At 57.5% G+C, this 12,620-nt stretch carries 10 protein-coding genes; 4 read left to right on the plus strand and 6 right to left on the minus strand.

Annotated features, from left to right (window positions below):
* Positions 1-4: 4 nt before the first annotated feature.
* Both HA43_RS08700 and rlmKL read right to left on the minus strand, forming a co-directional pair.
* Complete coding sequence (locus tag HA43_RS08700; RefSeq protein WP_039383636.1) at positions 5-1,912, minus strand: ABC transporter ATP-binding protein; 1,908 nt, start codon at positions 1,910-1,912, stop codon at positions 5-7.
* Positions 1,913-1,917: 5 nt separating this feature from the next.
* Positions 1,918-4,035, minus strand: coding sequence for a bifunctional 23S rRNA (guanine(2069)-N(7))-methyltransferase RlmK/23S rRNA (guanine(2445)-N(2))-methyltransferase RlmL (gene rlmKL, locus HA43_RS08705; protein ID WP_094111463.1), 2,118 nt, complete (start codon positions 4,033-4,035; stop codon positions 1,918-1,920).
* A gap of 96 nt (positions 4,036-4,131) precedes the next feature.
* Between rlmKL and HA43_RS08710 the strand changes: the two genes are divergently transcribed.
* Positions 4,132-5,241: a YcbX family protein gene (locus HA43_RS08710; protein ID WP_094111464.1), complete on the plus strand. Its 1,110-nt coding sequence runs from the start codon at positions 4,132-4,134 to the stop codon at positions 5,239-5,241.
* A gap of 3 nt (positions 5,242-5,244) precedes the next feature.
* Here the strand turns inward: HA43_RS08710 and HA43_RS08715 are convergent, their stop codons facing one another.
* The 4 genes from HA43_RS08715 to HA43_RS08730 all read right to left on the minus strand — a co-directional run bounded on the left by HA43_RS08715 (position 5,245) and on the right by HA43_RS08730 (position 9,585).
* Complete coding sequence (locus HA43_RS08715; protein ID WP_039383627.1) at positions 5,245-5,781, minus strand: cell division protein ZapC; 537 nt, start codon at positions 5,779-5,781, stop codon at positions 5,245-5,247.
* A 151-nt stretch (positions 5,782-5,932) separates the two neighbouring features.
* Positions 5,933-6,943, minus strand: a complete 1,011-nt coding sequence (gene pyrD / locus HA43_RS08720) for a quinone-dependent dihydroorotate dehydrogenase (protein WP_094111465.1) — start codon at positions 6,941-6,943, stop codon at positions 5,933-5,935.
* A gap of 120 nt (positions 6,944-7,063) precedes the next feature.
* Positions 7,064-8,062: a glycosyltransferase family 2 protein gene (locus tag HA43_RS08725; protein WP_094111466.1), complete on the minus strand. Its 999-nt coding sequence runs from the start codon at positions 8,060-8,062 to the stop codon at positions 7,064-7,066.
* 2 nt (positions 8,063-8,064) lie between these two features.
* The gene (locus tag HA43_RS08730; RefSeq protein WP_094111467.1) at positions 8,065-9,585 is read right to left on the minus strand and encodes a lipopolysaccharide biosynthesis protein; all 1,521 of its coding nucleotides are present in this window, start codon (positions 9,583-9,585) and stop codon (positions 8,065-8,067) included.
* A 357-nt stretch (positions 9,586-9,942) separates the two neighbouring features.
* Between HA43_RS08730 and ssuE the strand changes: the two genes are divergently transcribed.
* From ssuE to ssuD, 3 genes are read left to right on the plus strand one after another with little or no spacing between them, the layout of a single operon-like run.
* Positions 9,943-10,494, plus strand: coding sequence for an NADPH-dependent FMN reductase (gene ssuE / locus HA43_RS08735; RefSeq protein WP_094111468.1), 552 nt, complete (start codon positions 9,943-9,945; stop codon positions 10,492-10,494).
* Positions 10,495-10,506: 12 nt separating this feature from the next.
* The gene (locus HA43_RS08740) at positions 10,507-11,457 is read left to right on the plus strand and encodes a sulfonate ABC transporter substrate-binding protein (RefSeq protein ID WP_094111469.1); all 951 of its coding nucleotides are present in this window, start codon (positions 10,507-10,509) and stop codon (positions 11,455-11,457) included.
* A 14-nt stretch (positions 11,458-11,471) separates the two neighbouring features.
* Entirely contained in the window at positions 11,472-12,617 is a 1,146-nt protein-coding gene (gene ssuD, locus HA43_RS08745; RefSeq protein ID WP_094111470.1) for an FMNH2-dependent alkanesulfonate monooxygenase, read from the plus strand.
* Positions 12,618-12,620 lie beyond the last annotated feature (3 nt).

The raw sequence follows: 12,620 nt of genomic DNA on the forward strand, positions 1-12,620 counted from the left end.
TGTGTTATGCGCCGTTTTTCAGCGCTTCCAGCTCTTCCCAGCGGGCAAAGGCGGTTTCCAGCTCCTGCTCCGTCTGCGCCAGCGTATCCAGCACCGGCTGCGTTTTTTCATGCGGCTGACTGAAGAAATCGGGATGGCTCATCTGCGCCTGCAGCTCACCAATCCGCGCTTCCAGCTGCTCCAGCTTTTGCGGCAGCTGTTCCAGTTCACGCGTCAGGTTATAGCTTAGCTTGCCTGCGCTGCGTTTGGCGGTTTCATTTTTTTCAGCCGTTTTCACCGGCGCGGAAACCGTCGGGGCAACACGCGTCTGTTTGTACGCCGCGCGCTGCTGCTGCGCATCATGATAGCCGCCCACAAACGCGCCCACTTCGCCGTTGCCTTCAAATATCCAGCATTCGGTAACGGTGTTATCCACAAACTGACGATCGTGGCTGACCAGCAGTACGGTGCCCTGATATCCGTCGACCAGCTCTTCCAGCAGCTCCAGCGTTTCAACGTCCAGATCGTTGGTCGGTTCATCGAGGATCAGCAGGTTGCTGGGCTTCAGGAACAGCCGCGCCAGCAGCAGGCGATTGCGCTCTCCGCCCGACAGCGCGCGTACCGGCGTCATGGCGCGTTTCGGATGGAACAGAAAGTCCTGCAGGTAACCCAGCACGTGACGGGGTTTGCCGTTGACCATCACTTCCTGTTTGCCTTCCGCGAGGTTATCCATCACGGTCCGGTCCGGATCGAGTTCAGCGCGATGCTGATCGAAATAGGCAATTTCAAGCTTGGTGCCGCAGTGCACCCGTCCACTGTCCGCTTTCAGCTGCCCCAGCATCAGGCGCAGCAGCGTGGTTTTTCCGCAGCCGTTAGGCCCAATCAGCGCAATCTTATCGCCGCGCTGGACCTGGGCTGAAAAGTCTTTAACCAGCGTTTTGCCTTCGACGCCGTAGTTTACATTCTCCAGCTCAAAGACAATTTTTCCGGAGCGGGCCGCTTCGCCGACCTGCATATTGGCTTTGCCCATCACGTCACGACGCTCGGAACGTTCGCGACGCAGCGCTTTCAGTGCCCGCACGCGGCCTTCATTGCGGGTACGACGCGCCTTGATCCCCTGACGGATCCACACCTCTTCCTGCGCCAGCTTGCGGTCAAATTCAGCATTCTGCATCTCCTCAACCCGCAGCGCCTCCTCTTTACCCACCAGGAACTGATCGTAATCTCCCGGCCAGGAGACCAGCTTGCCGCGATCGAGATCGACAATGCGCGTCGCCATATTGCGGATAAACGAGCGGTCATGCGAAATAAACACGATGCTGCCGGTAAAGGTTTTCAGGAACGTTTCCAGCCAGTCGATCGTTTCAATATCGAGGTGGTTAGTAGGCTCATCCAGCATCAGCACGCGTGGGTTACTGACCAGCGCACGGCCCAGGGCCGCTTTACGCAGCCAGCCGCCGGAGAGCGAAGAGAGTTCTGTATCAGCCTGCAGGCCAATCTGCTGCAGAACATCGTTGATACGGCTGTCGAGCTGCCAGAGATTCTGGTGATCGAGAATCGTCTGCAGCCGGCCCATTTCATTGAGGTTTTTCTCGCTCGGATCCTCCATCACTTTATGCGAAATGGCGTGATAGGCTTTGAGATGCTCCGCCTGCTCGGCCACGCCCTCAGCGACAAAGTCATACACCGAACCGGTAATGTTACGCGGCGGATCCTGCTGCAGGCGCGAAACGATCAGGTCCTGCTCATAGATGATACGCCCATCATCCAGCGGCTGTTCGCCGTTGATGATTTTCATTAATGTGGATTTACCGGCACCGTTACGGCCCACCAGACAGACGCGTTCGCCCTCTTCGATGTGCAGTTCGGTATTATCCAGCAGCGGTGCGTCACTGAATGAGAGGTAGGCACCATGGATACTGATCAACGACATATAAATTATTCCTTACCGGCGTGGCTGACCAGCCAGCAGTTGTGAATTTGACGATTACGGGCAAAGTCCTGTGACAGGGTTTTTTGCGTGATCTCCTGCGCCTGCAGACCGAGCCGTTGCAGGCCCTCCAGATCCATTTTGAAGCCGCGCTTGTTGTTGGAGAACATAATGGTGCCGCCGCGACGCAGCATGCGCTTCAGGTTTTGCAGCAGCATCAGATGATCGCGCTGCACATCAAAATCCGCCTCCATACGCTTGGAGTTGGAGAAGGTCGGCGGATCGATAAAAATCAGGTCAAACTGCTCGTCGCTTTCACGCAGCCAGCTCAGGCAGTCGGCGTGCAGCAGGCGATGCTGACGGCCGGTCAGACCATTAATGCGCAGGTTGCGCTCTGCCCACTCAAGGTAGGTACGCGACATGTCAACCGTAGTGGTGGATTTTGCCCCGCCCAGCCCGGCGTGCACGCTGGCGCTGCCGGTGTAAGAGAACAGGTTCAGGAAGTCTTTACCTTTACTCATCTCGCCGAGCATCTGCCGCGCGATACGGTGATCGAGGAACAGGCCGGTATCAAGGTAGTCAGTAAGATTAACCAGCAGCCGGGCATTGAACTCCTGTACTTCAAAGAATTCGCCCTTTTCTCCCAGTTTTTGATACTGATTTTTGCCCTTTTGCCGCTCGCGGGTTTTCAACACCAGCCTGTTAGCCGGGATCTCCAGCACGCTGAGCGTGGCGCTGATGACATCAAACAGCCGCTGGCGCGCTTTGGCCGCGTCGATGGTTTTTGGTGGCGCGTACTCCTGCACCACCACCCAGTCGGCGTAGCGATCCACTGCAACATTGTATTCCGGCAGATCGGCATCATAAAGGCGGTAGCACTCAATGCCCGACTGACGCGCCCATTTCTCCAGCTTCTTCAGGTTCTTGCGCAGGCGGTTTGCGAAATCTTCCGCAATCTGCGCGCTGCCAGCCGCACCGGACGCCGCCAGCTGATAATTTTTCTGCACGCACTCCAGCGGGCCATTTTTCGCTTTAAACTGGCGCTCCGCGCGCAGCTGCAGGCAGCTCAGCAGATCGGGTGAGGCGCTGAACAGCGACAGATTCCAGCCGCCAAACTGCTGCTTCATAATGCGGCCCAGCTGGCTGTGCAGCGCAATCAGCGCCGGCTCGCTCTCCAGACGCTCACCATAAGGCGGGTTACTCAGCACCGTTCCGGTCACGCTTTTATCGTCAAGCGGATTACTCAGCTTCAGCACATCCTGCTGCGCAAAGGTGAAAAGCTCGAAGACGCCGGCACGACGCGCGTTAGCGCGCGCCCACTCCAGCACGCGGCCATCGTTATCATAACCAAAGAAGCGTGCCTGGGCGGCTGCGGTGCCAGCCCGCGCGCGCTGCAGCGCTTCGCTGCGCAGCTCCTGCCACAGCGCTGCGTTATGCTGCTTCCAGCGGCTAAAGCCCCAGTGGCTGCGCAGCAGACCCGGCGCGCGATCGCAGGCAATTAAGGCCGCCTCAATCAGCAGCGTGCCGGAACCGCACATGGGATCCAGCAGCGGCGTTTCCGGCTGCCAGCCGGAACGCATAACAATGGCAGCCGCCAGATTCTCTTTCAGCGGCGCCTGACCGGTCTGCTGACGATAGCCGCGCTGATGCAGCGCGGTGCCGCTGAGATCCAGTGCGATGCTGACGCGATCTTTATTCAGCCAGGCGTTAATGCGAATACCGGGCTGCTCGCGATCCACGCTGGGGCGCGGCAGATCCTGACGGGTAAAGCAGTCAACGATCGCATCTTTAATTCGCAGCGCGCCAAACTGGCTGTTGCGGATAACGTCGTTGGTGCCGCTGAAATGGATGGCAAAGGTGGTTTCGCTGTCAAACAGCTCAGCCCAGGGGATACTCTGCGCGCCGACATAGAGATCGAGGTCACTCCAGACACCGAATTCTCCCAGCGGCAGCAAAATACGTGAAGCCAGACGGCTCCACAGCAGGCTTTGATACATTACGCGATCGTCGGCACGGAAGTGGACGCCGCCCTGCACCACCTGCAAATCCTGCGCGCCCAGCGCGTCCAGCTCAGTTTTCAACAGCTCTTCGAGCCCACGCGCCGTACTGGCAAACAGAGAATTCATATCGTCACTTATACTCTTGCTAAAATTGCTGCGCATTATAGCGAATCAGCGTCCTATGTCATAAAGTTAGCTTCTTTTTGTCTGCATGGAGCGATGATGATTACCTTATCCCGTCTTTATATTCACCCGGTCAAATCGATGCGCGGCCTGCAGCAGTCGCATGCACAGGTGCTGCAGAGCGGTCTGGCGTTTGATCGCATCTTTATGATCACCGAGCCTGACGGGACGTTCATCACCGCCCGGCAGTTTCCGCAGCTGGTGCGTTTTACGCCGGTTGTGCTGCCGGATGGCCTGCTGATTAACGCGCCGGACGGTCAGCAGGCGCTGATCCGCTATGCCGACTTTGCAGCAGAAGAGAGCGAAACCGTTGTCTGGGGCAACACCTTTACTGCCCGCATCGCGCCGGAAGCGATTAACCGCTGGCTGAGCGACTATTTTCCGCGCCCGGTACAGCTGCGCTGGACAGGTGAGACGCCGACGCGGCGCGTAAAGCGCTTTGACGCCGTGCCGCTCGGCTTTGCCGACGGCTATCCGTTTCTGCTGGTCAATATGGCGTCGATGCAGGATCTGCAGCAGCGCTGCCCGGCTGGCGTACGCGTAGAGCAGTTTCGCCCTAACCTGGTGGTCAGCGGTGCCCCCGCCTGGGATGAAGATAGCTGGAAGCGGCTGCAAATCGGTGACGTTGAGTTTGTCGTGCCGAAACCGTGCAGCCGCTGCATATTTACCACTATCGGGACAGAGAACGGAGAGAAACATCCGGCGGGTGAGCCGCTGACCACGCTGCAGGGCTTTCGCAGCGCGCAGGATGGCAGCGGTGATATCGATTTTGGCCTCAATCTGATAGCCCTGAACAGCGGGCTGATCCGCAGCGGGGACAGCGTGACGATTCTGGAACGCCATACCCCGCGCGTCTATGGTGCCGGCAAAACAGAAGCTTCGCTGACAGCAGAGCCAGGTGCGCCTGCCAGCGTCACCATTACCTGTCAGGGCCGGCGTTTTGAGGGAGATAATCAGCAGGTATTACTGGAGCAGCTGGAGATGGCCGGGTTTCGTATTCCCTACTCCTGCCGGGCCGGGCTGTGCGGCAGCTGTAAAGTCACGCTGGTCGCCGGCACCGTCAGGCCGTTAAAGCAGAGCGCCGTACGTGCTGACGGCACTATTCTGAGCTGCAGCTGTATTCCGGACAGTGATATTGAGCTGGGATAAAATCTAAACCGCGCGCGCGTACCAGGTCGCCAGCTGCAGCGGCTGCAGGCGATCGTTCATGATTTTGATCGCATCGCCAAGCTGCATGCTTTTTCCCGCCATGCTCAGTGCCGGCTGCGCCACCAGACAGAGCGCCGCGTTTTCACTGCTTTCTACTACCAGCAGCTGTGCCTGCTCACCGCTCTCAGCCAGCGTAGCCGTGACCATATCGCCCGCGACCGGCTGCCAGCTATGTTTGTGGCTGATGAAGTGCCAGCTTTTTGGCATCAGCGGCTTGAGGAAGCGGCTTGCCACCAGCGCATTCAGGATCAGCTCGGCACGCTGATGAGCGGATAATTCACTCTCACGACAGCGGTCATCGAAACTAAAATAGAGTGCGGCATCATCGACGCAAAATCCGCTGCTGTTAAAAGCGTCGGGCGTCAGCATTTTGCGGGAGAAGCGGGAGCGGAAGAGTGTGCCATCAGCCAAATCAAGCATCATACGGTCATGCTCGGCGTCATAATACCAGCGCCAGTTGTCATCGGGTTTGATTTTCATGATGTGCCTTGTGGGATTCTGCTGCGCTAAATGGCGCCTAAAAAATAAAATATCGCTTTAAGCAAAAAGCTGAAAAATAGAACAACAGGGGAAAATATAAACGAGCCAGAGGGAGAAATAAACCCCCTGGCCGGGGAAAGTGAGATATGTCTTAGAGGTGGGTCACGATATCTTTAATTAAAGCCGGTCCCTGATAAATAAATCCGGAGTATATCTGCACCAGGGTGGCGCCCGCGGCAATTTTTTCCCGTGCGGCGATGAGTGAATCTATTCCACCGGCACCAATAACAGGTAAGCGCCCCTGCAGCTCCTGCGCCAGCCGGCGGATTACCTCTGTGCTGCGCGTCTGTACCGGGCGTCCGCTCAGGCCGCCCGCTTCATCTGCATGTTTAAGTCCGCTGACCAGCGTACGATCCAGCGTGGTATTGGTTGCAATCACACCATCAATCTGGTGACGCACCAGGCTGTCAGCAACCTGGATTAATTCCTCCTCAGACAGATCCGGCGCAATCTTTACGGCCACCGGAACATATTTAAGGTGTCGCTGCTGTAGTTCCTGCTGTTTTAATTTAATCGCCGCCAGCAAATCGTCCAGCGCATCGCCATATTGCAGCGTACGCAGACCCGGCGTGTTAGGTGAAGAGATATTTATCGCAATATAACCCGCATGGGCGTAGACCTTCTCCATGCAGATCAGGTAATCCTCTTTCCCCTGCTCAACCGGGGTATCTTTATTCTTGCCAATATTGATCCCCAGTACGCCTTTAAATCGCGCTTTTTTGACGTTCTCTACCAGATGATCAACCCCGTGGTTATTAAATCCCATGCGGTTAATGATGCCGCCCGCCTCAACCAGACGGAACATACGCGGTTTATCATTTCCGGGCTGCGCACGCGGCGTTACCGTACCGACTTCAATAAAACCAAACCCCATCGCGCCAAACACATCAATGCACTCCGCGTTTTTATCCAGCCCGGCCGCCAGACCCAGCGGGTTGGGAAACGTCAGGCCCATACAGCTTACCGGACGCGCCGGCAGCGACTGCCGAATCAGCCCCTCCAGCGGCGTACCGCTGATAAAACGCAGCTGCTGGAAAGTGAGTTCATGCGCGCGCTCGGGATCGAGTTTAAACAGGGCGGGCCGGACGATGGGATATAACATGCACTCTCCTGAATGGCAGTAAAGGAAGAAACAGCGGGTGCACGGGAAGACGTGCGCCAGAATGGTAAGGTGCTCTGGCGCAAAAGTAAATTAGTGACGAACCTCAGAACAGGATCGCGATCAACGGCGGGACGAATAACGACTCAGGCGATTACGGCACGCCTGCAGACCGTGATAGAGCGGCGGACAATACCAGAGCAGTTTCAGCCGGGTATTATGCCGTAATACGCGCCGCACCAGACTGTTTACCCGCGGCTGCCACTCGGCAGGTACTTTAATGCGGTGTTTACGGATCTGTGCCAGGCAGCCATGCATAATAGTCTGATAGTAGTCATCCAGTAATACCTCATCCTGCGGCAGCTGATGCTCTCGTAAAAACGCTTCACTGCTGTCGCGGGCGATAAAGTAGTTTTTTATCCAGGAGAAGTCGCGGGTGCTTTGCGACAGCGAACTCTGCATAAAGCGCTTGTAGTAGTAGCTCTCGCCGGTGCAGTAGAAACTGTGCGCCTGCATATAAAGCGCGAACATAAAAGGCGCATCTTCATGATTCTGAATCGGCAGGAAACTCAGCCCCAGCCGCTCAATCAGCTGCCGGGAAATGATGCTGCTCCAGATCACCCGGTGGGCCGACTGATGCTGGATCAGCGTGCGCAGACTTTCGCTGCCGCCGGAGAAAAGGCCGCTGACGTGACGCTGATGAATCGTCTGATAGTGGCGCTGCGGTTCCGGGACGTCGAAAAACATTTTTGCGCCGAAGCAGAACAGCTCAAGTCCGGTATGCTGCGCCTGCGCGCGCCGGAAATCGGCAAACAGAGTGGCGGAGATAAAGTCATCGGCATCCATAAAATAGAGGAAATCGCCGGTGGCGACCGCCAGCCCTTTCATCCGCGCTGCGCTGACGCCGCCGCGGTTGCCGCTCAGCAAAGTGACCTGCGGATGCGCCTCAGCGAACGCCGTAAGCCAGCTCACGCTCTCATCCGTTGAGCCGTCGTCAATGATAATAATCTCATCTGCCGGCGACGTCTGCTGCAGCAGCGACTGCATCGTCTCCGGCAGCCACGGGGCGCAGTTCCAGTTCGGAATAATGACCGATATAGTCGGGACGGAGCGCGACGTCATACTTATCCTCTTTCTTCAGCATTAACAACGGGTGTACGGCGCAGGCGCTTCAGCACCAGGCTATGCAGCAGACAGCAGACGCCGAGATTCACGGCACCAATCAATGCCAGCCAGAGCAGATTAATCCAGCGATTCTGGTTCCACTCAATAGGCAGCAGCATGCTCAGGCCGGCAATCAGGCCCGATACCGCCCAGATCAGCGCCACGTCGCGCGTTAGCCAGCTGAAGTGGATACCCGGCGCAAAACGACGGTGTACCAGCCATGCCCAGCCAACCAGGTAGAAAATGTTCTGCGCCAGCCACAGCCAGCCGGTTCCCAGCGCGCCGTAGTGAATCGCACACCAGATGTTAAGCGGCACCAGCAGAATGGCAAACAGGGTAAAGCCCTGCATATGGAGTTTTAGGTTGCCATTCACGTACTGCAGGTGATAGAGCAAGCCACAGATCGCCTGAATTCCGCTGCCTAAAGCGTACAGCGTCAGGACAAAAGCCATCTCATCGACAATCTGCGTTTTTTGCGTCCACGCCCAGAGCAGCGGACCCGAATAGCAGGCGATAGTGATACTGAGCGGGGCCATAAAAATGGCGACTGCCTGCGTGGTGTAACGGTAGAGACGCAGAGATTCCGCATCGCCCTGCTGCCGGGTTTTCATGCCGGTCATGCGCGGCACAATCGCCTGCATAATCGGGCTGCTGAGCAGCAGGATACCGGTCGCCGCCGTTGCCACGACGGTAAAGGATCCGTACTCGCTCAGCGGCAGGGTTTTAGACAGCACCAGACGGTCAATCTGCGAGATAAACGTCCAGATTGCGCTGGAGAACGCGGCGCTCAGCGCAAAGCGAATAAAAGGCCTCAGCACCTCTTTCAGGTCGCTGCGCTTCTCTTTGCGCGCGGCGCGCGGGATAAGCTGATACGCCTTCCAGATGCAGCAGCCCGCCTCGGCGATGGAGACCAGCAGCTGCCAGATAAAGAATGTCAGCACGGCGTTGGCGAAGAGCTGGATCACCAGCACCGCACCAAAGGTGCGCAGCGTGGTAATAGTCAGGTTAACGCCATTCAGCCAGACCTGATGTTCAAAGCCGATGATCACGCTGCGATAGGGACTGGTGCGCCAGCGAATGGCCGCGGTGATCACCATAATCGCCACGGCGATAACCACATCGCCGGCCGGCAGATGACGCGCATCCAGCCAGTGTGTCGCTATCCAGGGCGTTGCCAGCCAGCCCAGCACCACCAGCACCAGCGTTGAAAAAAGGAAAAAGCGCGTCAGGGTAGTAAACAGCGCCGGAAACCAGACAAATTCTGCCTGATTAGCGCGGTAGCGCGCCGCTTCACGCATCAGCGTGGTGGAGACGCCCGCATCCAGCAGCTGCAGCCAGGTCAGTAATATAGAAAAGAAGCCGACCAGGCCATACGCTTCCATCCCCAGATTCTGAATATAGAGCGGCACCACTAAAATACCTGACAGCGTCAGGTAGATCTGCCCGACATAGTTGGCAATCGCATTACGTTTGATAGACATAAAAGTATGGGGGTCTGGGTATTTTTCTCAATGTCTTCAAGCGTGACACAAAAATGTGACAGCGCCCACAGGAGTAATTCTTAAAAACCACCTGGCATTCACGCCGCAGCTTTTTCTTAAATTCATCAATAAAAAACAGAGATTGGGCCGTTTTATCCGCCGCCGCTCTGTGGGCCCGGCTGGCAGCGCAGGCAGTAGCGTTGCGCAGGCAGCAGATCGATAGCGGGATCCGTTTGCCGTTTTAAAGCTTTTGATTGCCGGATAAATCATTTACCCCTTTTCCGGCGCTCTGGCAGGATTAAGACAATCAGTTCTCAATTAAACGTTATCGATAACTTTTTGTTATAAGGAGCAGGTATGCGGATCTTAACGCTGGCGGGCAGCCCCCGTTTCCCTTCACGTTCGACGGCGCTGCTGACGCTCTGCCAGCGTCAGCTGGAAGCCCGGGGCGCCGAAGTTATTGCGTGGAATATTCACAATTTTCCGCCGGAAGATTTGATCCATGCCCGTTTCGACTCCCCTGCCCTGAATGCGTTTAAAGCTGACATCGCCAGCGCGACCGGCGTCATCATTTCTACTCCTGTCTATAAAGCGTCGTTTGCAGGTGCGCTAAAAACTGTCCTGGATCTGCTGCCGGAGCGGGCGCTGGAAGAAAAAGTCGTACTGCCGCTGGCAAGTGGCGGCAGCGTGGCACATATGCTGGCGCTTGATTACGGGCTTAAACCGGTACTGAGCGCGCTGAAAGCGCAGGAGGTGTTACAGGGAGTGTTTGCGCAGGATCTGCAGATTACGCATTACGACCGCCAGCCGGAATTTGCCAGCGATCTCACTTCCCGTATTGATGATGCGCTGGAGAACTTCTGGCTCGCGCTGCAGCGCCGTCATCTGCTTTTTGCCCGGGCTGTCTGAGGAGAGACTATCGTGAAACGACTTATAACGGCTCTGCTGCTCCCGGCGCTGGCTGCCCTGTTTACCCTGACGGCCAGCGCAGCGGACGCGCCTTCTCAGATCCGTATCGGCTACCAGAAAGGCTCGGTCAGCATGGTGCTGGCAAAATCGCACCGGCTGCTGGAGCAGCGTTTTCCGGCGATGGCAATTAAGTGGATTGAGTTTCCTGCCGGCCCGCAGATGCTGGAAGCGCTTAACATCGGCAGTATCGATTTAGGCAGCACCGGGGATATTCCTCCGCTCTTTGCGCAGGCCGCCGGCGCCGATCTGCTTTATGTCGGATCGGAACCCGCGAAACCTAAAGCAGAAGTGATCCTGGTACCGCAGAACAGCCCCATCCACAGCGTGGCCGATCTGAAAGGCCGCAAAGTTGCCTTTCAGAAAGGCTCCAGCTCGCACAATCTGCTGCTGCGCGCGCTGCAGCAGGCGGGTCTGAGCTTCAATGATATTCAGCCGGTCTATCTGACGCCAGCCGATGCCCGCGCGGCGTTTCAGCAGGGTAACGTTGACGCCTGGGCGATCTGGGATCCTTATTACTCAGCCGCTCTGCAGCAGGGCAATGTGCGCGTCCTCACTGACGGCAGCACGCTGAACCTGACCGGCTCTTTCTATCTGGCGACCCGACAGTTTGCTGAAGCCAGTCCCGACACCCTCAGCCAGGTGCTGGCCACCTTCAGCGAGGCGGATGCGCTGACGCAGAGCCAGCGAACGCAGAGTATCGACCTGCTGGCGCAGGCGATGGGCCTGCCAAAACCGGTCCTGGCGAGCTATCTCGATCATCGTCCGCCTACCACGATTACCCCCGTCAGTGCACGCACCGCCGCCGCGCAGCAGCACACTGCCGATCTGTTTTACGCCAGCCATCTGTTGCCGGTAAAACTCACCATCGCTGACCGCATCTGGCAACCCCGGACGGCCCATTAATAAGGAACAACACAATGAGCATATCTGTTTTCTGGTTTCTTCCCACGCACGGCGATGGTCACTATCTGGGAACCGCCGAAGGCGCCCGTCCGGTGGATCACGGTTATCTGCAGCAGATAGCACAGGCCGCTGACCGGCTGGGTTTTGGCGGCGTGCTGATCCCGACCGGCCGCTCCTGCGAAGATGCCTGGCTGGTCGCTGCCTCGCTGATCCCGGTAACGCAGCGCCTGCGCTTTCTGGTGGCACTGCGTCCCGGCGTGATCTCGCCGACCCAGGCAGCGCGTCAGGCGGCAACGCTGGATCGCCTCTCTAACGGTCGTGCGCTGTTTAACCTGGTGACCGGTGGCGATCCGGAAGAGCTGGCGGGCGATGGCGTTTTTCTCGACCATCGCGAACGCTATGCAGAATCGGCGGAATTTACCCGCATCTGGCGACGTGTTTCTGAAGGCGAAACGGTGGACTATGAGGGCAAACACGTCAAAGTGCGCGGTGCGCGCCTGATGTTCCGTTCGGTACAGCAGCCGCGTCCGCCACTCTGGTTCGGCGGCTCTTCTGATGCCGCGCAGGATCTGGCTGCTGAACAGGTTGACGTCTATCTCACCTGGGGAGAGCCGCCCGCGCTGGTTAAAGAAAAGATTGAGCAGGTACGCGCCAAAGCCGCAGCGCAGGGGCGCACGGTGCGCTTCGGTATTCGTCTGCACGTGATTGTGCGCGAAACGAACGAAGAGGCGTGGCAGGCCGCGGATCGGCTTATTTCACATCTGGATGACGCCACGATTGCCAAAGCACAGGCGGCGTTTGCGCGCACGGATTCGGTCGGACAGCAGCGGATGGCTGCCCTGCACGGCGGCCAGCGCGATAAGCTGGAGATCAGTCCGAACCTCTGGGCTGGGGTTGGCCTGGTACGCGGCGGAGCCGGTACTGCGCTGGTCGGCGACGGGCCAACTGTCGCAGAACGCATGCGCGAATATCAGGCTCTGGGGATTGAGACCTTTATCCTTTCTGGCTATCCGCATCTGGAAGAAGCGTACCGCGTTGGCGAGCTGCTGTTTCCCCATCTTGACCTGGCCGTGCCGGAAGTGCCTGCACCGCGCATCGTGCAGGCGCATGGCGAAGCCGTGGCCAATGATTTTACGCCACAGAAAGTTGCGCAAAGCTAAGGA

Origin of the sequence: Pantoea eucrina (genome assembly GCF_002095385.1) — a bacterium.
Classification (GTDB): Bacteria; Pseudomonadota; Gammaproteobacteria; order Enterobacterales; family Enterobacteriaceae; genus Pantoea; species Pantoea eucrina.

What these genes read in the sequence shown, in the direction of transcription:
- ssuE (WP_094111468.1), top strand. Translation starts at nt 9,943, where the DNA reads ATGCGGATCTTAACGCTGGCGGGCAGCCCCCGTTTCCCTTCACGTTCG.
- ssuD (WP_094111470.1), top strand. Translation starts at nt 11,472, where the DNA reads ATGAGCATATCTGTTTTCTGGTTTCTTCCCACGCACGGCGATGGTCAC.
- HA43_RS08725 (WP_094111466.1), bottom strand. Translation starts at nt 8,062, where the DNA reads ATGACGTCGCGCTCCGTCCCGACTATATCGGTCATTATTCCGAACTGG.
- HA43_RS08700 (WP_039383636.1), bottom strand. Translation starts at nt 1,912, where the DNA reads ATGTCGTTGATCAGTATCCATGGTGCCTACCTCTCATTCAGTGACGCA.
- HA43_RS08730 (WP_094111467.1), bottom strand. Translation starts at nt 9,585, where the DNA reads ATGTCTATCAAACGTAATGCGATTGCCAACTATGTCGGGCAGATCTAC.
- HA43_RS08715 (WP_039383627.1), bottom strand. Translation starts at nt 5,781, where the DNA reads ATGAAAATCAAACCCGATGACAACTGGCGCTGGTATTATGACGCCGAG.
- rlmKL (WP_094111463.1), bottom strand. Translation starts at nt 4,035, where the DNA reads ATGAATTCTCTGTTTGCCAGTACGGCGCGTGGGCTCGAAGAGCTGTTG.
- pyrD (WP_094111465.1), bottom strand. Translation starts at nt 6,943, where the DNA reads ATGTTATATCCCATCGTCCGGCCCGCCCTGTTTAAACTCGATCCCGAG.
- HA43_RS08710 (WP_094111464.1), top strand. Translation starts at nt 4,132, where the DNA reads ATGATTACCTTATCCCGTCTTTATATTCACCCGGTCAAATCGATGCGC.